General features: G+C 63.6%; 20 protein-coding genes. 11 read left to right on the top strand and 9 right to left on the bottom strand.

All coding sequences use genetic code 11. The features are described 5' to 3' along the window. Positions 1-54: 54 nt before the first annotated feature. The 3 genes from P0D87_RS28090 to polA all read right to left on the bottom strand — a co-directional run bounded on the left by P0D87_RS28090 (position 55) and on the right by polA (position 5293). Positions 55-927: a dienelactone hydrolase family protein gene (locus P0D87_RS28090; RefSeq protein ID WP_006047648.1), complete on the bottom strand. Its 873-nt coding sequence runs from the start codon at positions 925-927 to the stop codon at positions 55-57. A gap of 122 nt (positions 928-1049) precedes the next feature. Beyond that, complete coding sequence (locus P0D87_RS28085; protein WP_006047647.1) at positions 1050-2396, bottom strand: NAD(P)/FAD-dependent oxidoreductase; 1347 nt, start codon at positions 2394-2396, stop codon at positions 1050-1052. Between the two features lie 155 nt (positions 2397-2551). After that, positions 2552-5293 (bottom strand): DNA polymerase I, encoded by a 2742-nt coding sequence (gene polA / locus P0D87_RS28080; RefSeq protein WP_053859671.1) that lies wholly within the window; start codon positions 5291-5293, stop codon positions 2552-2554. 1 nt (position 5294) lies between these two features. Between polA and P0D87_RS28075 the strand changes: the two genes are divergently transcribed. Next, positions 5295-6038, top strand: a complete 744-nt coding sequence (locus tag P0D87_RS28075; protein ID WP_013342013.1) for an LOG family protein — start codon at positions 5295-5297, stop codon at positions 6036-6038. 86 nt (positions 6039-6124) lie between these two features. Here the strand turns inward: P0D87_RS28075 and P0D87_RS28070 are convergent, their stop codons facing one another. Further along, the gene (locus tag P0D87_RS28070; protein ID WP_053859672.1) at positions 6125-7039 is read right to left on the bottom strand and encodes a transcriptional regulator GcvA; all 915 of its coding nucleotides are present in this window, start codon (positions 7037-7039) and stop codon (positions 6125-6127) included. 97 nt (positions 7040-7136) lie between these two features. Between P0D87_RS28070 and P0D87_RS28065 the strand changes: the two genes are divergently transcribed. Next, entirely contained in the window at positions 7137-7706 is a 570-nt protein-coding gene (locus P0D87_RS28065; RefSeq protein ID WP_006047643.1) for a chromate transporter, read from the top strand. Next, positions 7703-8230: a chromate transporter gene (locus tag P0D87_RS28060; protein WP_006047642.1), complete on the top strand. Its 528-nt coding sequence runs from the start codon at positions 7703-7705 to the stop codon at positions 8228-8230. The genes P0D87_RS28065 and P0D87_RS28060 overlap by 4 nt, the downstream gene beginning before the upstream one ends. Before the next feature lie 73 nt (positions 8231-8303). Here the strand turns inward: P0D87_RS28060 and P0D87_RS28055 are convergent, their stop codons facing one another. Then, positions 8304-9830: an AMP nucleosidase gene (locus tag P0D87_RS28055; protein WP_006047641.1), complete on the bottom strand. Its 1527-nt coding sequence runs from the start codon at positions 9828-9830 to the stop codon at positions 8304-8306. Between the two features lie 199 nt (positions 9831-10029). Between P0D87_RS28055 and P0D87_RS28050 the strand changes: the two genes are divergently transcribed. The 4 genes from P0D87_RS28050 to P0D87_RS28035 all read left to right on the top strand — a co-directional run bounded on the left by P0D87_RS28050 (position 10030) and on the right by P0D87_RS28035 (position 13975). Next, entirely contained in the window at positions 10030-10425 is a 396-nt protein-coding gene (locus P0D87_RS28050) for a hypothetical protein (RefSeq protein WP_006047640.1), read from the top strand. A 254-nt stretch (positions 10426-10679) separates the two neighbouring features. Further along, positions 10680-11675 (top strand): homoserine kinase, encoded by a 996-nt coding sequence (locus P0D87_RS28045; protein ID WP_053859673.1) that lies wholly within the window; start codon positions 10680-10682, stop codon positions 11673-11675. After that, the gene (locus tag P0D87_RS28040; protein ID WP_006047638.1) at positions 11666-12475 is read left to right on the top strand and encodes a BPSS1780 family membrane protein; all 810 of its coding nucleotides are present in this window, start codon (positions 11666-11668) and stop codon (positions 12473-12475) included. The genes P0D87_RS28045 and P0D87_RS28040 overlap by 10 nt, the downstream gene beginning before the upstream one ends. A gap of 18 nt (positions 12476-12493) precedes the next feature. Beyond that, positions 12494-13975: a cryptochrome/photolyase family protein gene (locus tag P0D87_RS28035; protein WP_053859674.1), complete on the top strand. Its 1482-nt coding sequence runs from the start codon at positions 12494-12496 to the stop codon at positions 13973-13975. Between the two features lie 164 nt (positions 13976-14139). Here P0D87_RS28035 and P0D87_RS28030 read toward each other — a convergent pair whose 3' ends face one another. Continuing rightward, positions 14140-14316, bottom strand: coding sequence for a DUF3563 family protein (locus P0D87_RS28030; RefSeq protein ID WP_006047636.1), 177 nt, complete (start codon positions 14314-14316; stop codon positions 14140-14142). 119 nt (positions 14317-14435) lie between these two features. Then, positions 14436-15626, bottom strand: coding sequence for an extracellular catalytic domain type 1 short-chain-length polyhydroxyalkanoate depolymerase (locus P0D87_RS28025; protein WP_029971438.1), 1191 nt, complete (start codon positions 15624-15626; stop codon positions 14436-14438). Positions 15627-15961: 335 nt separating this feature from the next. On the opposite strand from P0D87_RS28025, the gene P0D87_RS28020 reads away from it, so the two are divergent. The 4 genes from P0D87_RS28020 (at position 15962) to P0D87_RS28005 (ending at position 18992) form a co-directional block, all read left to right on the top strand. After that, a complete protein-coding gene (locus P0D87_RS28020) occupies positions 15962-16663 on the top strand; it encodes a phosphatase PAP2 family protein (RefSeq protein WP_029971437.1) in 702 nt (233 codons plus the stop codon). Between the two features lie 131 nt (positions 16664-16794). Beyond that, positions 16795-17568, top strand: a complete 774-nt coding sequence (gene modA / locus P0D87_RS28015; protein ID WP_053859675.1) for a molybdate ABC transporter substrate-binding protein — start codon at positions 16795-16797, stop codon at positions 17566-17568. Between the two features lie 46 nt (positions 17569-17614). Next, on the top strand, positions 17615-18289 hold the full coding sequence (gene modB, locus P0D87_RS28010) for a molybdate ABC transporter permease subunit (protein WP_053859676.1): 675 nt from the start codon (positions 17615-17617) through the stop codon (positions 18287-18289). Between the two features lies 1 nt (position 18290). After that, positions 18291-18992 (top strand): sulfate/molybdate ABC transporter ATP-binding protein, encoded by a 702-nt coding sequence (locus P0D87_RS28005; protein WP_053859677.1) that lies wholly within the window; start codon positions 18291-18293, stop codon positions 18990-18992. 51 nt (positions 18993-19043) lie between these two features. Here P0D87_RS28005 and P0D87_RS28000 read toward each other — a convergent pair whose 3' ends face one another. Both P0D87_RS28000 and P0D87_RS27995 read right to left on the bottom strand, forming a co-directional pair. Beyond that, entirely contained in the window at positions 19044-19880 is an 837-nt protein-coding gene (locus tag P0D87_RS28000; RefSeq protein ID WP_053859678.1) for a TOBE domain-containing protein, read from the bottom strand. A gap of 80 nt (positions 19881-19960) precedes the next feature. Then, positions 19961-20344, bottom strand: a complete 384-nt coding sequence (locus P0D87_RS27995) for a tautomerase family protein (RefSeq protein WP_029971434.1) — start codon at positions 20342-20344, stop codon at positions 19961-19963. Between the last annotated feature and the right edge of the window lie 77 nt (positions 20345-20421).

Below are 20421 nucleotides of genomic sequence, written 5' to 3'. Positions count from 1 at the left end.
CGGCCTTTCGTCTTTCAGCAAACGCACCCGCCTCCAAACACTCCGAATCGCCCGTCAAGCCACGCCGTGCTGCTTGAACCAGGTGAGCGCGCGGCGCCAGCCATCTTCGGCATCGGCCTTCTTGTAGCTCGGCCGATAATCCGCAAAGAACGCATGGCCCGCATCGTCGTAGACAACGAACTGCGAACCGCGCGCGACGTTCGGCCCTTGCGCGATCGCCTGCTTCATCTGCTCGAGCGATTCCTGCGGAATGCTCTGATCCTGCAAGCCGTATAGACCGAGCACCGGCGCGTGAAGATCGGCCACGCGGTCGAGCGGATTCGCCGGGTTGGTGGCCGTATGATCGCCGGCTACGCGCCCATACCACGCGACCGCCGCCTTAAGCCGCGGCTCGTGCTCCGCATACAGCCAGGCCATGCGGCCGCCCCAGCAAAAGCCCGTCACACCGAGGCGCTTCAGATCGCCGCCGTGCTCGCCGGCCCATGCAACGGTCGCGTCGAGATCGGCCAGCGCCTGGTCGTCCGGCACCTTGCTGAGGATTTGCTGACTGATCTGCGCAATGGTCGGCAGCGCCATCGGATCGCCTTCGCGGACAAACAGATCCGGCGCAATGGCCAGATAGCCGAGTTTGGCGAAGCGCCGGCAAACGTCGGCGATATGCTCATGCACGCCGAACGCCTCGTGAATCACGATGATCACCGGCAGATGCGTCTTGCCCTTCGGCTGCGCGCGATAGGCGGGCACCAGCGTGCCGCCCGAGCGCACGGCAATTTCGCCGGCCTCGAGACCTTCGCTATCGGTATGGATGGTTTGCGCCGACACCGGCAACACCGCAGCCGCGAAGCCGGTGCCGAGTGCGGCCTTGATGAAGGTGCGTCGATTGAAGGGAACGTGCGGGGCGAGGCTGTCGACATCGGGGTTCAGCATGCGGGCGCTCCTCGTTGAACGGTGGAGGCAACAGGATACGCCTCACGCGTGTCCCGTTGCAGATCCGAACATGCGAACATGCAACCACGCGCGAACGTGCGAACGTCCAACATGCCGCGCAGTCAGTGCAGCTTGACCCGCGGCAACGTGGTGCGCCGCAGCCAGTGCGCGAACGTGTCGAGCACCATGCGCGCATAGCCGTGCAGCGCGGCGATATGCAGCCGGTACAGCGACATGTACATGAAGCGCGCGAACAGCCCTTCAATCAGCATATTGCCGCCGATCACCCCGCCCATCAGATTGCCGACCGCGCTGAAGTGCCCGAGCGACACGAGCGAGCCGAAGTCGCGATACGTGAACTCGGGCAGCGGCCGGTTCTCGAGCCGCGCCGCCAGCGCCTTCAACAGAAAGCTCGCCTGCTGATGCGCGGCCTGCGCGCGCGGCGGCACATTCTTCTCGTTGCCCGGCCACGGACACGCCGCGCAATCGCCGAGCGCGAACACGTTGTCGTCGATTTCGGTTTGCAGCGTGCGGCGCACGTTGAGTTGACCAAGACGGTTGACGGGCAGGCCGTCGAGCTGGCTCAGAATAGCCGGCGCCCTGATGCCCGCCGCCCACACCGTCAGATCGGCGCGCACGGTTTTGCCGCTTGCCGTGCGGATGATGCCGGGCGCGACCTCGGCCACCGTTTCGCTCGTCATCAGCCTGACGCCGAGCTTGGTCAGCAATTCGGCCGTTGCCGTCGACACGCGTTCCTGCAAGGCCGGCAAAATGCGCGGCCCCGCTTCGATCAATACAATGCCCACGTCATGCCGCGGATCGAGCTTATGCAGACCATACGCCGACAACACCTGCGCCGTATTGCGCAATTCCGCCGACAGTTCGACGCCGGTCGCGCCGCCGCCGACAATCGCCACCTGAATGCGCGGCTCGGTTGAAGGCGACGTGCCCGGTCCCGACTCGACCGGTTCATGCGCCTGATGCTCGGCCCGCATGCAAGCCGCGATCAGGCGCTTGCGAAAGCGCTCGGCCTGGCTGACGGTGTCGAGTGCAAGGGAGAATTCCGGCGCGCCTTTCACGCCGAAGAATGCGGTCGTGCTGCCGATCGCGATGATCAGCGTGTCGTACTCGAGCTGGCGCACGGGCAGCAGTTCGGCGCCGTCGTCGTCGAGTACGGTGCCGAGCGTGAGGCGCTTGTTCGCGCGATCAAGCCCCGTCAGCTCGCCCTGCTGAAACTCGAAGCCATGCCAGCGCGCTTGCGCCGCATATTCGAGTTCCTGCGTGAACGGGTCCATGCTGCCGGCCGCCACCTCATGCAACAGCGGCTTCCAGATATGCGTCGGGTTACGGTCGACGAGCGTGACCTGCGCACGCGTGCCCGCCTTGTTGTTGTGACCATAGCGATCGCCCAGGCGAGTTGCCAGCTCGAGTCCTCCTGCGCCTCCGCCAACGACGATAAAACGATGCATTGAACTCTCCGTATTTGCCGATGGGTTGTGCGTCGTAATCGCGCGCCGCGGGCACGCGTTCTTACCGATTGTCCGTGAGCCGCACGGGTTGTCACAAGCTGCCAATTTGCATGTGTGACATGCAAACGACGCTATTGCGCGCCGTCACACGTGCGTCAATGCGCTTCCTCCCAGTTGAGCCCCGCGCCGACCTCCGCGACCAGCGGCACTTTCAGCGCGGCGACGCCGCACATCAACTCCGGCAGACGCTTGCGCACGTCGGACAGTTCTTCGTCGGGTACTTCGAGGATCAGTTCGTCGTGCACCTGCATGATCATGCGCGTGCCGATGTTCGATTCTTCGATCCACTTCTGCACGGCGATCATCGAGAGCTTGATGAGGTCGGCGGCCGTGCCTTGCATCGGCGCGTTAATAGCCGCGCGCTCGGCGGCCTGACGACGTGGACCGTTGCCGCCGTTGATTTCCGGCAGCCACAGCCGTCGGCCGAAAACGGTCTCGACATAACCCTTGGCTTTCGCGCTTAAGCGCGTCTCGTCCATATAACGCGCGACGCCCGGATAACGTGCGAAATAGCGGTCGATATAAAGCTTGGCGGCATCGCGCGTAATGCCGAGATTCGACGCGAGTCCGAACGAACTCATGCCGTAGATCAGTCCGAAGTTGATGACCTTCGCCACGCGCCGCTGATCGTTCGACACTTCGAGCGGCGTCACGCTGAAAATTTCCGCGGCGGTCGCGCGGTGAATGTCTTCACCTTCCGAGAAGGCGCGTAGCAACGATTCGTCGCCCGAAATGTGCGCCATGATGCGCAGTTCGATTTGCGAGTAATCCGCGGAAACGAGCTTGTGTCCCGGCGGCGCAATGAAGGCTTCGCGAATGCGGCGGCCTTCGCCGGTGCGCACAGGAATGTTCTGCAGGTTCGGATCGTTCGACGCAAGACGCCCCGTGACCGCGACGGCCTGCGCATAGTTCGTGTGCACGCGGCCCGTGTTTGCGTTGACCATGCGCGGCAGCTTGTCGGTGTACGTGGACTTCAGCTTCGACAAGCCGCGATGTTCGAGCAAAATTTTCGGCAACGGATAATCTTCGGCGAGCTTTTGCAGCACTTCTTCGTCCGTCGAAGGCGCGCCGCTCGGCGTTTTCTTCACGACCGGCAACTCGAGTCGTTCGAAGAAGATCTGGCCAATCTGCTTCGGCGAACCAAGGTTGAATTCGCCGCCGGCGAGCACATACGCCTCGCTCTCCAACTGGATAAGCCGCGTTGCAATTTCGCTGCTTTGCTGACGCAACTTTTCCGCGTCGATCAAAACGCCGCTGCGCTCCATCTTGCGCAATACGCGCGACGTGGGCACTTCGATGTCGCGATACACATGCTCGAGCGTCTCTTCCGCTGCGAGCTGCGGATACAGCGTTTGATGCAGACGCAACGTGATGTCGGCGTCTTCGGCTGCGTATTCGGCGGCCTTGTCGAGCGCGACTTCGTCGAAACCGATTTGCTGCGCGCCCTTGCCCGCGACGTCTTCATACTTGATCGTCTTGATGCCGAGATGGCGCAGCGCGAGGTTGTCCATGTCATGCGGACGATGCGATTCCAGCACGTACGATTGCAGCAGCGTGTCGTGTTCGACGCCGCGCATTTCAATGCCGTAATTGGCGAGCACCTGTTCGTCGTACTTCAGATGCTGACCGACTTTTTTATGCTCCGCGCTTTCGAGCCACGGCTTGAGCTTCGCGAGCACTTCATGGCGCGGCAGTTGCACGGGCGCGTCCGGGCCGCGATGCGCGACCGGCACATAAGCGGCATGACCTGCCTCAACCGAGAACGACAGGCCCACGATTTGCGCGACCATCGGATCGAGCGACGTGGTTTCGGTATCGAACGAAGTGATCTCCGCTGTGTTGATCTTTTGCAGCCACGCGTCGAATTGCTCCCACGTCTGCACGGTTTCGTAGTGCCGTTCGTGATCGACGGTGAGCGCCGGCGGCACGTCGGTTTCCGGACCTTCCACCGCGTCGACAATTTCCACCTCGCGCAGCCAGGTCTTGAACCCGTGGCGCGTGAACACGTCGCGCAATTCCTCCCGCGATTCAGGGCGGCTCTGCAAATTTTCCCCGATCGACGCGATATGTTCGGTCAGATCGCAATTGCGTTCGACGGTGACGAGCTTGCGCGCCATCGGCAGAAAGTCGAGCGCGCGTCGCAGATTGTCTCCTACCGCACCTTTGATCTCGTCCGCATGTGCGACGATGCCATCCAGCGACTCATATTGCGTCAGCCATTTGAGCGCGGTTTTCGGTCCGCATTTCTCGACGCCCGGCACGTTGTCGACGGTATCGCCGATCAACGACAGGTAGTCGACAATGCGCTCCGGCGGCACGCCGAATTTGGCGAGCACGCCGGCACGGTCGAGCTTTTCGTTGGTCATCGTATTGATGAGGGTGACATGATCCGACACGAGCTGCGCCAGATCCTTGTCACCAGTCGACACGATCACGTTCATGCCGCGCTTTTCCGCCTCGGTGGAAAGCGTGCCGATCACGTCGTCGGCTTCCACGCCGTCGATCATCAGAAGCGGCCAGCCGAGAGCGCGCACGGCCACGTGAATCGGCTCGATTTGCCGCGACAGATCGTCGGGCATGGAAGGACGATTCGCCTTATAGTCGGGATACCAGTCGTCGCGAAACGTTTTGCCCTTGGCGTCGAACACGCACGCGCTATACTCTGCTGTGACTTCCTTGCGCATGCGCCGCAGCATGTTGATCATCCCATAGAGCGCACCCGTGGGACCACCGTCGGGCCCGCGCAGATCAGGCATCGCATGGTAGGCCCGGTACAGATAACTCGAACCGTCGACCAATAGCAGGGTCTTACCTTCAAGGCTTCGTTCTTCAGGCATTATGACTAAGAGAAAAGTGATTCCGAGTCTGCGATCACTCGCAGATCAAGAGCGCGCAACGGCAAAAAAGGCCCGCGCATCGTGGCAGATGTTCACGATTATGGCAGAGTTTATTGAGGCGACCGAGTACCTCTCGGAGATTCGCCCGGCTGTCAGCATCTACGGTTCAGCGCGCCTGAAACCGAACTCGCCGTATTACAAACTCGCCACGCAAATCGCGCGCAAGCTGTCGGATGCGGGCTTCGCCGTGATCTCCGGCGGTGGCCCCGGCATCATGGAAGCCGCGAATAAAGGCGCGCATGCAGGCAAGGCGCCTTCGGTTGGCCTCAACATCGAGTTGCCGCACGAGCAATCGGGCAATCAGTGGCAAGACATCTCGCTGCGCTTTCGTCACTTCTTCACGCGCAAGGTCACGTTCGTCAAGAACTCCGACGCGGTGATCGTCATGCCCGGCGGTTTCGGCACGTTGGACGAACTCGCCGAAGTGCTCACGCTCATTCAAACCAAGAAGTCGCGCCACGTGCCGATCATTCTGGTGGGCGCCGAGTTCTGGGAAGGACTGCTTGCGTGGTTCAAGAATTCGCTGACGCCAATGGGTCTCATCAATCCGACCGACATCGACCTGATGCAGGTAATCGACGATCCGGACCAGGTGCTCGAAGCGGTGCTGAAGTTCTACGAAGATCGCGAAGGCGCCGAGCCGCAGCCGACCAAGTCGGAAGAAGACCGAATGTTCTATCTGTAACGTACGCACGCGCGAGCTTTAAACAAAACGGGCAGCCTTTGTGCTGCCCGTTTTGCGTTTGTGCTTCATGTTTAATGTTTAACAGCCTACGTCTGCGCCTGCACCTGCATTTGCATCTCGTCGGTCTGATCGCCTTGCGCCTGCAACCATTCGCAGAATTGTGCGACGAGCGGCGCATTCGCGACCTCCCTGCGTGCGACCCACCAATAGCCGCGCGCGTCGATCCGCGGTCCGGCGAGCGGCACGACGAGCCGGCCCGACGCGAGTTCGTCGGCGAGCAGCGGCAATGGGCCGAGCGCCACGCCGAGCCCATCCACCGCGGCCTGCAACGCCAGATAGAAGTGATCGAACGATTGCTTTTTGCGGCACTTGGCCGTCACGCCCGCCGCCGATAACCAGTTGCTCCACGCATCGGGCCGCGTGTCCGAATGCAGCAGCACATGCCGCGCGAGATCGTCCGCGATTCGGATCGGCGAGCGCTGCAGCAACGCGGGACTGCACACGGGCAGCTCGCTCTCGCCGAGAAAATGGCCGCTCACGCAGTTCGGCCAATGCGCGGGACCGCGCCGTACGGCGACGTCGAAACTGTCCAATGTCTCGACGGGCGCATTCGACGTTGCGAGCCGCAATTCGGCATTCGGCACCTTGCGCTGGAACTGGTGCAGACGCGGCAGCAGCCACTTCATCGCGAACGTGGGCAGCGCATTCACGCGCAGCACATGCACGACGCCGGTGTCGCGCAACTGGTCGGTGGCGTGCGCGATGCTGTCGAACGCGGCTTGCACCGTCGACAGATAGCGGCGGCCGTCGGCCGTCAGCCGCACACGCTTGCCGTGACGCTGGAACACCTGCACGCCGAGCCAGGACTCGAACGCGGCGACCTGCCGGCTGATTGCACCGTGAGTCACATGCAGCTCGTTCGCGGCGGCGCTGAAGCTTTCGTGACGCGCCGCAGCTTCAAAGGCGCGCAGCGCAGGGAAAGGAGGAAGATTGCGAGCCATGCTTGTGATTGTAGATCACAAGGCGCGGCCCAAAAATCGTTTTGTGGCGCGGCGGTTCGGCGCTAACCTTCTGAGCTTGAACTGGAAGCGAAGCGCCATGGACCACAACCTCACCTCACTCGATTCCGCCACGGGCCCGAAGCCCACCGTGCGGGAAATTTTTAGCGGCTTTCTCGGCCTGGGCCTGATCTCGTTCGGCGGCGCGTTGCCGCTCGCGCGCCGCGCGCTCGTCGAGCAACGCCGCTGGTTGAGCGCCGAAGACTTCACCGACCTGCTCGGCCTCTGCCAGTTCCTGCCAGGCGGCAATGTGATCAATCTTTCGGTCGCCGTCGGCATGCGCTTTCGCGGAATTGCGGGCGCGCTTGCTGGATTGCTTGGGTTGATCGCGGGGCCGTCGCTGGTCGTGATCGGTCTGGGCGTGCTGTACGAACGCACGCAAGACGACCCGCATGTGCGCCATCTGTTCGCGGGGCTTGCGGCTGCCGCGGCGGGCCTTCTAATTTCGATGGCGATAAAGATCGTGCTGCCGTTGCGCAATAAACCGATGGCCGCGCTGATCGCCGCGCTCGGCTTCATCGCGATTGCGATCATGCGGCTGCCGCTCTTGCCCACCATGCTGGTGCTGACGCCGCTCAGCATCTACGTCGCATCGAGGAACGCGCAATGAACGACACGCTGATTTCCCTCGCGATCATTTTCAGCCAGCTTTCGCTGCTCGCATTCGGCGGCGGGAACACCATTCTTCCGGAGATGCAGCGTCAGGTGGTCGAGGTGCATCACTGGATGCCGGCCAGCGAATTCAGCGCGCTGTTCGCGCTCGCGCAAGCCGCGCCGGGGCCGAACCTGATGATCGTCACGTTGATCGGATGGCACGTGGCCGGTTGGCCGGGCATGCTGGTCACGTCGATTGCGAAGTTCGGGCCGTCGTCGATCGTGACGATATTCGCGCTGCACGCGTGGGACCGTTTCAAGGACCGCCCGTGGCGGCGTTACGCGCAAGTCGGACTCGTGCCGGTGACGGCCGGCATCGTCGCGGCGAGCGCGGCGCTGATTGCGCAAGCGTCGGATTCGACGGCGATCGCATGGGCGATCACCGCGTTGACCGCGGCGGTCGCGTTGAAGACGCGCATTCATCCGCTGTGGCTGCTGGCCGCCGGGAGCTTGATCGGGCTTACGGGCTTCGGGCAGTAAGGCGGGTTGCGGTCGCGGTTGCAAACGCAGAAGCGCGCAGCGAAAACCACTGCGCGCTCCCGAAAACGCCGCGTTACTGAAACGCCACTTCCGCGAAACTGCGCAGCTTGCGGCTATGCAAACGATGCAGCCCGTTCTCGCGCAAAAGCTCCATCGCCTTCACGCCGATTTGCAGATGCTGATCGACCTGCGCGCGATAAAACTGGTCCGCCATGCCGGGCAGTTTGAGTTCACCGTGCAGCGGTTTATCGGACACGCATAGCAAGGTGCCGTAAGGCACACGGAAACGGAACCCGTTCGCGGCGATCGTCGCGCTCTCCATATCCAATGCAATCGCGCGGCTTTGCGACAGCCGTTGCACCGGCTCACGATGATCGCGCAACTCCCAATTACGGTTGTCCACACTCGCGACCGTGCCCGTGCGCATCACGCGCTTGAGTTCCACACCGTCGAGTTGCGTGACCTGCGCGACCGCGCGCTCGAGCGCGACCTGCACTTCGGCGAGCGCCGGAATCGGCACCCACAGCGGCAAATCGGCGTCGAGTACATGGTCTTCGCGCACATAACCGTGCGCGAGCACATAGTCGCCCAGACGCTGCGTATTGCGCAGACCCGCGCAGTGGCCAAGCATGATCCACGCATGCGGACGCAGCACGGCGATGTGATCGGTGATGGTCTTCGCGTTCGACGGCCCCACGCCGATGTTGATCATCGTGATGCCGCTGCCGTCCGCGCGCTTCAGGTGATACGCGGGCATCTGCGGCAGACGCGGCGGCGCCGTGCCTTCCTGCGCCTGCTCGCCGAGATTCTCGTTGTACATGACGACATCGCCCGGTTCGACGAACGACGTGTATTCGCTGCGATAGGCGCGCAGTTCCTCGTCGTCGGTATGGGCCATCATCGTGCGGCCCAGCTTGACGAACTCGTCGATATAAAACTGATAGTTCGTGTACAGCACGTAGTTCTGGCAATGCGTGGGCGAAGTCGCCGTGTAATGCTTCAGCCGATGCAGCGAGAAATCGACGCGCGCCGCCGTGAAGAGCGCGAGCGGATGCGGATCGCCAGCCAACGGCTCATACGTGCCGTTGACGATGCGGTCGTCGAGCAGCGCGAGGTCCGGTGTGTCGAACACGTCGCGCATCAGGAACAGACGCTCGCGATCGAGATCGCCCTCGAGGTGAATGCCTTCGGCGAACGCGAAGTGAATCGGAATCGGCTGATCGGATACGCCGACTTCGATCTTCACATGATGGTTCTTCGCCAGCAGCCGCAATTGCTCGCGATAGTAGTTGCCGAACAGATCCGGCCGCGTCACCGTGGTCTCGAACACGCCAGGCCCCGCGACGAACCCATACGAGCGGCGCGAATCGATATGCGTGTTCACTTCGGTGCAGACGCGCACGAACGGATAGCATGCGCGCACCCGCCGCTCGAACAGTTCGTTGCGGCGATAGCGCGCGAAGGCGTCGCGCAAAAAGGAGGTGTTCGCTTCGTAGATCGCCGACAGGCGGGTGACAGCTTCGGCAGCGTCGTCGAAGGATTCGGTCGGGAAGCTGTTCGCGGGAGTTTGCACCGCGCGTTGATTGGTATCGTTGTTCATCTTCGTTCGCCTCGATTGATGAGACGACATTACCACGGAACCCGTGATCGCCAAATGACCGCGCCGCTCGTCGACACACGCCGTCGCGGCGTTCGCGCAATCGCGGACGCGTCGCGCGAAAGCGGCGCAAAATAAGGGATCGCGCCCGTGGCAGAGGTCTGGATTTGCTAGAATCGGGGCACCCTTCCGGAGAATCACCATGAAGCCGCTCCTTCCCGTCGCCGTTGCACTGGCCCTTGCCTTTGGCAACGCCGCGATGGCTGCTCAGCCTGTCGACGCCACGCCGCCTCCGGGCGCGCCGCAGTCCGCCAACGAACGCGCCGGTCTGCCCGACCTTGACAAGATCAACCGGCCGGCCGCCGAGGTCAGCTCGAAGGTCGAGATCAACGTCCCGCGCACGCCGAGCTTTTACGAGCGCAGCGCGAACGGCACCGAAATCACCGAATACCGCGACAAGGGCAAGCCGGTCGAAATCAATGTGCATTCGAACCTCGGCACGCGCTATCAGATGAGCGCGCCGCTCGACACGTCGCCATCCGTGCGCGACAACGGTCGCGCGAGCACGCGCTTGCCGTCGGTGAATCTGAGGTACTGATGAATCGCGGGGCAGTGGCCTCGCCCCGCCTTGGCCAACGCGCGCGCGGTTATGGCGCCGCGAAGTTGACCGCCTGACCGCTTGTGCGGCTTCCGCTGCTTTAGCCGCTGTAACCGTTTCGATGCCGCTGTTGCCGTGAATCCCGCTGCCGTTTGCGGACCCGCTGTTCGCGCGTTCGCCACTGCCTTGACCACCGCACGTATGTTGCTGGCCGCACCGCGCCAGCCCGACCAACCTGATCCGACGTTCCCCGCATGGCTGTCTTCACCGCTGTCACCGAATCCCAACTTGCAGAATGGATGCGCCATTACGATCTCGGCGACGTCGTCGAATTTCGCGGCATCACATCCGGCATCGAGAACAGCAATTTTTTTCTGACGACGACGCGCGGCGAATACGTCCTCACCATTTTTGAAAAGCTCACGGCCGGGCAGTTGCCGTTCTATCTGAACCTGATGCGCCATCTGGCGGCGCACCGCGTACCCGTGCCGGACCCGATGCCGCGCGAGGACGGTTCGCTGTTCGGCATGCTGCACGGCAAGCCCGCGGCGATCGTGACGAAACTGGAAGGTGCGCCCGAGCTCGCGCCGGGCGTCGAACACTGCATCGAAGTCGGCCAGATGCTGGCGCGCATGCATCTCGCCGGGCGCGATTACAGCGGCTATCAGCCGAATCTGCGCAGCCTGCCGTGGTGGAAGGAAACCGTGCCGACCATCGTGCCGTTTCTCGAAGGCGAGCAGCGTGAACTGCTGTCGTCGGAACTCGCGTATCAGGAAGCGTTCTTCGCATCCGCCGATTACGCGGCGTTGCCCGAAGGCCCGTGCCACGCCGATCTGTTCCGCGACAACGCGATGTTCGCGCACGCCGCGCCCGACACCGGCCACGAAGTGCGGCTCGGCGGCTTCTTCGATTTTTACTTCGCCGGCTGCGACAAGTGGCTGTTCGACGTCGCGGTCACCGTCAACGACTGGTGCGTGGACCTCGCCACGGGCAAGCTCGATCACGCGCGTACCGAGGCGATGCTGCGCGCATATCAAACCGTGCGTCCTTTCACCGTCGAGGAAAACCGTCATTGGGGCGACATGCTGCGGGCGGGCGCGTACCGTTTCTGGGTGTCGCGCCTGTATGATTTTTATTTGCCGCGCGCGGCCGAGTTGCTCAAGCCGCACGACCCCTGCCATTTCGAGCGCATTCTGCGCGAGCGCCTGTCCGGCGTCGCACTTCCTGGCATCCATACCTCATGCAACTGATCGAAGTCCCCGCGAAAACCGGCTATGTGTGGTTCCGGCAAGGCATCTGGCTGTTCCGCAAGAATCCGCTCGCGTTCCTGACGCTCTTCTTCACCTATCTGCTGGTGATGACGCTCGTCGCGCAAATTCCGCTGATCGGCAGCGTTTTGCCGCTCGCGTTCATTCCCGGCGTCGCGGTCGGCTTCATGGCCGCGTGCCGCAACACGATCGCCGGCAAGCCGGTGTTCCCGACGATTCTCGCGGACGGTTTCCGTTCCTACGGCTCGGTAGTCGCGCGCCGGCTGATCGTGCTCGGCGTGTTCTATGTGATCGCGATGGCGCTGGTGCTGGCGGGCTCGGCGCTCGCCGACGGCGGCATGCTGCTCAAGGTGATGCTCGGCGCGGCCGGCGCAATGGACCCCGAGGCGATGGCCAACAGCAATATGCCGCTTGCCGTGGTCACGGCCTTCGCGTTCTACATTCCGGTAGCCATGCTTTTCTGGTTCTCGCCGATTCTTGCTGCCTGGCATGACGTGCCGCCCATCAAGGCGATGTTCTTCAGCCTCGTCAGTTGCTGGCGCAACCGCGGCGCGTTTGTCGTGTTCGGCGCGCTGTGGTTCGCGGTGGCGACAACCGTATCGCTCGGCTTGTCAGTGCTGATGCAGGCGCTCGGCGCCGGCGACTTCGCGTTCGCCGTGCTCATGCCGGCCACGATGATCGTCACGACCATGCTGTATTGCTCGTTCTACGCGACATATCGCGGCTGCTACGGCGTACAGGCGCCGCAGACGCCCGATCTGCCGAGCACACCGGCGACCTGAGGGCGCCGCGCGTCCGTCGTGAACGACACTTTCGACACCGCGCTGGTCTGGTTCCGCCGCGACCTGCGCACCACCGACCACGCCGCGCTGTACCACGCGCTCAAACACTGCGAGCGCGTCTGGTGCGTGTTCGTGTTCGATACGACGATCCTGCAACCGCTCGTCGACACATGGCAGGCCCGCCATGCGGGTGCGCCGGCGCAAGACCGGCGCGTCGAGTTCATTCTTGCGTCGCTGCGCGAACTGGACGACGCGCTGCGCGCGCAAGGCGGCGGTCTCATCGTGTTATACGGCGATCCGGCGGATCTCGTGCCGAAACTGGCCGACAAGCTTCGCGTCGACGCGGTGTTTGCGAACCACGACTACGAACCCGCCGCAATCGAGCGAGACGAGACCGTGCGCGAGCGGCTCGCCGAAGCGGGCCGCGCGTGCCTGACGTTCAAGGACCAGGTGATCTTCGAGCGCACGGAATTGCTGACCGGCCAGAACAAGCCGTTCACGGTGTTCACGCCATACAAAAATGCCTGGCTCAAGCAGTTGACGAGCTTCTATCTGAAGCCCTACCCGGTCGAAACTTACGCGAATCGTCTCGCCGCGCTGCCGCCGGGGCTGAACCGACAGTTACCGACGCTCGAACAACTCGGCTTCGCGCCGGGCAACCTCGCGGAACTGGACTTGCCTACGGGCATGAGCGGCGCACAGCGTCTGCTTGACGACTTCGTGACGCGAATCGCCAGCTACGCCGAGCGGCGCGATTTTCCGGCGGCCAGGGGGCCGAGCTACTTGTCGGTGCATCTGCGCTTCGGCACGGTGTCGATCCGCACGCTCGCGCGACTCGCTCACGAGATATCGCTGCAGCCGGATGGCCTGGGAGCGGCGACGTGGTTGTCGGAACTCATCTGGCGGGATTTTTACTTCATGATCCTGTCGCATCACCCGAGGCTCGCGGGCGGCGCATCGTTCAAGCAGGAATATGACGGGCTGCGCTGGGAGCAAGGCCCGGCAGCGGATGCTGCGTTCGCCGCATGGTGCGAAGGCCGCACGGGCTACCCGCTGATCGACGCGGCGATGCTGCAACTGAACCGCACCGGCTACATGCACAATCGCCTGCGCATGGTGACGGCGAGTTTTCTGGTCAAGGATCTGGGTATCGACTGGCGGCGCGGCGAACGCTATTTCGCCGACCAATTGAACGACTACGACTTCGCAGCGAATAACGGCGGCTGGCAGTGGGCGGCGTCGACGGGATGCGATGCTCAGCCCTATTTCCGCATCTTCAATCCGATTACGCAGTCGGAGAAATTCGATGCCGACGGGCGGTTCATCAAGCGCTATTTGCCGCAACTCGCGAAGTTGCCGGCCAAATGGGTTCATGCGCCGTGGTTGGCTGGCGCGCAAAAACTGGCGGCGTTCGGCGTGGTGCTGGGCGAAGACTACCCGCAGCCGATCGTGGATCACGCGCAAGCAAGGGCGCGGACGTTGGCCCGATTCGGCAAGTGAGCACACGCTCACGTGAAACTAACGATGCAGCCGGAGGATGGCTCGCTTCGGCTTAATTGAGTTCGAAAGCTCAAAAGCTTGAGAGCTCGGGGGCAAAAAGCAAAGTCGCTCAAGCCCCGCACCGGCGTCCTTCACTACCGCCGATGCTTCAACTGACGCGCAGCTTAGTGCTGGCTCATCCACGACGGCTGACGGAAGTTCGCTTCGCGATCCAGCTTGCGCATGCGGAATTCCAGGTCGTACAGGTCAGTGGCTTCGGCGAGGAACGCGTCAGCGCGTTCTTTGGCGAGTTGTTCGGGCGACTTCGTCAGAAACAGGAACAGGCGGCTAAGCAGGTACATGGTGAACCTCGGCAATGAGTGTTGGCGTTCGCTTGGTGTTAACGCCTAGGGGATAACCCGTATTATAGGGAAAACCCTAGGCGCGCGCCAGCATTCATTTTCGAAGTGTTGCTCGGATGTCACCGGGCCTGAGCAGAGGCCTCGTCGGCGGTGCTTTCAACAACGCCCGCGCCCACTCGCCGTTGATGCTTGAAGAACTCCCACACCATTGCGCTCGCGTCCGGACCCTTGGACGAATGGAACGGCACGGCGTCGTCGCCGCCGGCCCACGCGTGCGCGAGTCCCTGCACGCGGCACATGCGCACCACGCGCCGGCCGCTGCGGAAATAGTCGCGAATCGTCACGCCGCCTTTGCGCTCTTCGCGCAATTCGCCGGCTTTGCGCGCGCCCTTCGGATCGACCATCCGGTTCAGCCGCAGAAACTGCGTCGCGAGCTGGTCGGCGTTGACCGCCGCAACGACATGGTCGGCGTCGCCGTGAAGGATGATCGCCGGCATGCCCGGATAATTGGTGACGTCGGCCACTTCGTCGGCGAGTTCGACGGGATCGCGCCGTGCGCCGCGCCGCATCACGTCCATCGCTGTGATGCCCGAGCGGGCTTCGCCGAAAGCGGGGCCCGAATGCAGCGCGACCGCGGCGAAGCGCTCGGGATAACGCAGCGCGAGCAACGCCGTCAGCCCGGCGCCGGCGGAAATGCCGGCGACATATACGCGCTCGCTGTCAAAGCCGTGCTGCACGATCAACGAATCGACGAGCGACGCCACTGCGCGCGCCTCCGCGCCGCCCGCGTTCTCGCCCGCGTCGTACCAGTGCCAGCAACGGTGCGAGTGCGCGTGCTTCGATTGCTCGGGATAAACGACGGCAAAGCCGTAGCGATCCGCCAGCACGTTCATCCGTGTGCCTTGCGCGAATTCGTCGATGGACTGGGTGCAGCCGTGCAGCATCACGACGAGCGGCATGCTCTCCAACGCATGGCCCGACGGCACGTACAGGCCATATTGGAGATGGTTGACGAGCCGTCCCGGCGCCGCGGGCGCCGAATGAAACGAACGCGTCCACGCACCGCTCGCCCACGCTGCCGCGCGCGGACGCACCCGCGATTCGCGCGCGGCAGCGTGCGGCGTCTCGCGTTTGGCGGGAGTACGGAGCGCGGCGGACTTGAGCGGACGAACTTTCGTCGACGGCTTGCTGGACGCCGGCCGGGCCGGGCGCGTCGTGGTGCGCTTGGTGGTCTTGTGGGCGTGCTCGCTCTGAATCGCCAGCAGGCGCTTAAGACCGCCGAGCCAGATCTTCGATAGACTTTTTGCCATCGGCGCAAAAACCTCGCAAAAAGGGGCAGGACTGCCGGGTGAAACCGGCTTCTTGTGCAATGCACAATAACATCAATCGAGCAGCGATGCAGAACGCGTCACGCGAATTCGCCGCCCCGTTTTTTTGCGATGAACCCGTGCGGTGACGACGCGCGCGCAGCGCTGCCGGCCCCTGTTGGCCACCTAACGTCCCGAACAAAAAGGCTTTTTGTACGGCGCGAGCCGTCGATGGCCGCCGTCTATACTGGCGGTTGTCCCGCGCGTCGTCGGTTTGCCCGGTTCGCGCGTTGCAGTCTGATATGAACGATTCTATGCGGCCCTGATCGCCTTTTCCGATGCCTGAATTGCCTGACTATCTGTGGTACTCCATCACCAGCCTGGGCGGTGCCGGCATGACGCTGCCGCTCGCGTTCGCCATCGCGCTGTGGCTCGCGGTCGGCTATACGTGGCGCATGGCGGCGGGCTGGCTGGTGCTGCTCGGCGCGGCGATCGGCGTCGTGACCGTCACGAAGCTGGCGTTCCTCGGTTGGGGCGTCGGCGTGCGCGAGCTGGATTTCACGGGCGTCAGCGGCCACGCGATGCTGTCCACGGCGGTCTATCCCGTCGCGCTGTTCCTGATGCTGCTGTGGACGCGTCCGCCGGTTCGCGTGCTCGGCGTTCTGCTCGGACTCGCCGCAGGCATGGCCGTGGGCGTGTCGCGCGTCGTCCTGAGCGCGCACTCGCCTTCGGAAGCGATCACCGGCTGTCTCGTCGGCGCCGTTGCCGCGCTGCTTTTCGTGCGGATGGCATGGAAGGCCCAGCCCGAGCGCCTTTCGGCGGTTCCGGTCGCGGTCAGCCTGATGGTGCTGGCGGTGCTGATGCACGGCGTGCACGTGCCGACGCAGCGCTGGGTGACGCACATCGCGCTGAAAGTGTCGGGGCATGACCGGCCTTTCATCCGCGCAAAATGGAAGGCCGTGCGCGATGTCCAGCCGGGCGCCGCGCCTGTCTCGCAGACGCGCGGCACGCTCGCGCTCATCAGTTCTTCCCACGTTTAAACGCGTTTCCGGTCCGGCTCGCTGCTGTATTTGACCGGCCGAATGTCGGTCATGCCAGCGCTATAACCTCGTCTATATTACGATAAGCGTTTTAACCACCGCTCCGGCACACGCCCGAGCCTCACACGTTCATGACGCCTTCCCGCCGCCTGCTGAAACAAGCGCTGTTTGTCGCCAGCGCGTTTTCCGTTGCCTTGAGCGCCAACGCACGCGCCGATGAGTTGATCGTCTCGGCCGCCGCGAGTCTGACCAACGCATTCAAGGCCGTCAGCGACGCCTTCGAAAAGCAGCACGCCGGCACCAAAGTGCTGCTCAACTTCGGCGCGTCCGACGTGTTGATGCAGCAAATCGCCAAAGGCGCGCCCGCCGACGTGTTCGCCTCGGCCGATCAGAAGGCGATGGACAAGGCCGCCGCCGCAAAAGTCATCGTGCCGGCCACGCGCAAGGATTTCGCGGCCAACTCGCTGGTGCTGATCGTGCCGGCGGACAGCCGTTTTGCGCCGTCGAGCCTGAACGAACTGGCATCGTCGAACGTGAAACGGATCGCGTATGGCGATCCGGCGTCCGTGCCGGTGGGCCGCTACACGCAAGGCGCGCTGCAAGCTGCGGGCGTGTGGGACGCGGTCAGCGCCAAAGCCGTGCTGGCGGCGAACGTGCGTCAAAGTCTCGACTACGTGTCGCGCGGCGAAGTGGACGCCGGTTTCGTGTTCGGCACCGACGCCGCGATCGTGCCGGGCAAGGTAAAAGTCGCGCTGAGCGTGCCGACGCAAACGCCGATTACCTATCCGATCGCGCAAGTGGAAGGCAGCCGTCACGCCGCGGATGCGCAGGCTTTCGTCGACTTCGTGTTGTCGCCGGCGGGCCAGGCGGTGCTGGCGAAGTACGGCTTCAAGCCCGCTCACTGACCGGCCATCACCGCCCATCCACTTACGCCCACAGGAACCGCAAGTCATGCAACAAGCCTGGATTCCGCTGATGCTGTCACTCAAAGTGGCGGGCTGGGCGACCGCGCTGAATCTCGTGTTCGGCGTCGCGGCGGGTTTCGGCTTGTCGCGCTGGCGCTCGGGCGCGCGCGACATCGTGGATTCGTTGCTGACACTGCCGCTCGTGATGCCGCCGACCGTGCTCGGCTACTACCTGCTGGTTCTGCTCGGGCGGCGCGGCGTGTTCGGCGCGTGGCTCGACCGCTTCGACATTCAACTGGTCTTCACCTGGCAAGGCGCGGTGATCGCGTCGACGGTGGTCGCCTTCCCGCTCGTGCTCAAGTCCGCGCGCGCCGCATTCGAAGCCGTCGATCCGCAACTCGAGCGCGCCGCGCGCACGCTCGGCGTCAGCGAAACGGCGGTGTTCTTTCGCGTGAGCCTGCCGCTTGCCGCGCGCGGCATTCTCGCGGGCGGCTTGCTGGCGTTCGCGCGGGCGCTCGGCGAATTCGGCGCCACGCTGATGATCGCGGGCAATTTGCCGGGGCGCACGCAGACGCTTTCGGTCGCGGTCTACTCAGCCGTGCAAGCCGGCGACGACAGCACCGCGAATTTCCTCGTGGTCGTGACTTCGGTGACGTGCGTCGTCATTTTGCTGCTCGCCGGCCGCCTCGTGCCGCAACGCACGCTTCTGGTTTCCCGCTGATATGCCGCTAACGGTCGACATCCGCAAGACTTTCGAGAGCGCCGAGCGCCGCTTCACGCTCGACGTCGCCTTTACCGCGACCACGCAGCGGGTGGTGCTGTTCGGCCCGTCGGGCGCGGGCAAGAGCCTGACGCTGCAGGCGATCGCCGGCCTGCTGCGTCCCGACGAAGGCACGATCACGCTGCATGGCAAAGCGCTGTTCGACAGCGCGCGCGAAATCGATCTGAAGCCGCAAGCGCGCCAGGTCGCGTATCTCTTTCAGGACTACGCGCTGTTTCCGCATCTGAACGTGCGTCAGAACATCGGCTTCGGCTTGCAGCGCGGCTGGTTCAATCCGCGCGCGCGCAACAGCTCCGCGCAAGTCGATTACTGGCTCGATGCATTGGAGTTGCGCAGCGTCGGCGGCCACTATCCGGCGCAGCTTTCCGGCGGACAAAAGCAGCGTGTCGCACTGGCGCGGGCGCTGGTGGCAAACCCGCAACTGCTATTGCTGGACGAGCCGTTTTCCGCGCTGGACAGCCATTTGCGCCAGCGCATGCGCCAGGAATTATCGGAGTTGCAAACGCGGCTCGACATTCCGATGGTGTTGATCACGCACGATCCCGACGACGTCGCCGCGTTCGGCGATCAGGTCGTGCAGATCAGCGACGGCCGCGTCCGCGAACACCAGGCATTCAGCGGCTACGTGCGCAGCGAGACGTGAGCATGACCTGAGCGCGCACTTTCGTCGCGCGTTTCACCGCTTCAGTCCGCTTCATTCCTTTACGCCGAGTATCACGCTCGATGCCTTGAAGGCCGCGACCGCGCTCGCGCCCTCCACGAGACCGAGCGCCTCGGCACTCTGGTTCGTGACGACGGCGGTAATGACCGCGCCGCCTTCGAGCACTAGCGACACTTCCGCATTGACCGCGCCGCGCTTCACGCTTTGCACGCTGCCGCGCAACTGATTGCGCGCCGACAGTTTCAGCGGCGCGCCGCTTTCATCGTCGACGAGCAGCACGACCCACGACGCCTTGATCAGCGCGAACGCCGCCGCGCCGACCGTGAGGCCAAGCGCCTCGGTGCTTTCGTGCGTGAGAACCGCGACGATCGTGTGGCCGCCGGGCAGCGTCAGCGAGATTTCGTCGTTGATGGAGCCGCGCGTGATCTGCGACACCGTGCCATAGAGCTGATTGCGCGCGCTCGTCTTGACGCCGATGCGGCCGATCAGATCCCAGTCCGTCGCAAAGCCTTCGATGGCCGCGCCCGCGCGCTCCAGAAAGCGCCGATGCTCGCGCTCCACTGCGCGAAACGTCTCGATGAGCTTGACCGCGCGCGGCGTCAGCGTCGTGCCGCCGCCGCCCTTGCCGCCGGTGAGCCGCATGACGAGCGGCTCGCCAGCGAGATTGTTCATGGCGTCGACGGCATCCCACGCGCCCTTGTAGCTCATGCCAACGGCTTTCGCGGCGCTGGTGATGGAGCCCGTTTCGCCGATCGCCGCGAGCAGCGCGATTCGCGACGCGCCGCCGAGCGTGTTCGCGCCCGCCTGGAACCAGACGGAGCCGCCGAGTTCCAGCGGCTCGTGGGACGAATCGTTGCGGTCGGATGCCATAGCGCGGGCGGTCGGGAATGAGCGGTCGGGAATGAGGAAAGGCAGCGGATCATTATAGCGACCGGCCTTCCGGCCACCGCTCACAGCGCGTAGTGCGCAATCCCGTTGCCGAACGACCAGTTCTCCTTGAGCACTTCCACGAGACTGATCAGCACGTCTTCGCGCCGCAGTCCCGGCGACTCGTGCAGTTCGTCGACCAGGCGCTGATAGAGCGCCTTCTTCTGCTCGAGCGTGCGGGTGTTGCTCACGGTGAGCTGAATCATCACGAGATCGTCCGTTCGCTGGACGTTCAGATACTGATTGTCATAGACAAAGTTCGCGGCGTCGTGCTCGCTAATGAGCATGAAGATGTCGTCTTTCGGCACGTTGAACGTGGCGACGAGCGCGCGCTGGATGCTGTCCGTGAGCGCCTTCCGGTATTCGACGGGTTTGCCGGCGCGCAAAGCGATGCGGGTGAAAGGCATGACGTTCTCCTTCGAGGTGGTGAATACATGCACACAGCGTAGGCGCGCTCAGCCATAATAAACAGACATCTTTCGCT

This window comes from Paraburkholderia sp. RL17-368-BIF-A, assembly GCF_046054045.1.
In the GTDB taxonomy this organism is placed as follows: domain Bacteria; phylum Pseudomonadota; class Gammaproteobacteria; order Burkholderiales; family Burkholderiaceae; genus Paraburkholderia; species Paraburkholderia graminis.
Note: the sequence above shows the minus strand (reverse complement) of the source record. Positions and strands in the feature narration are given on the sequence as shown.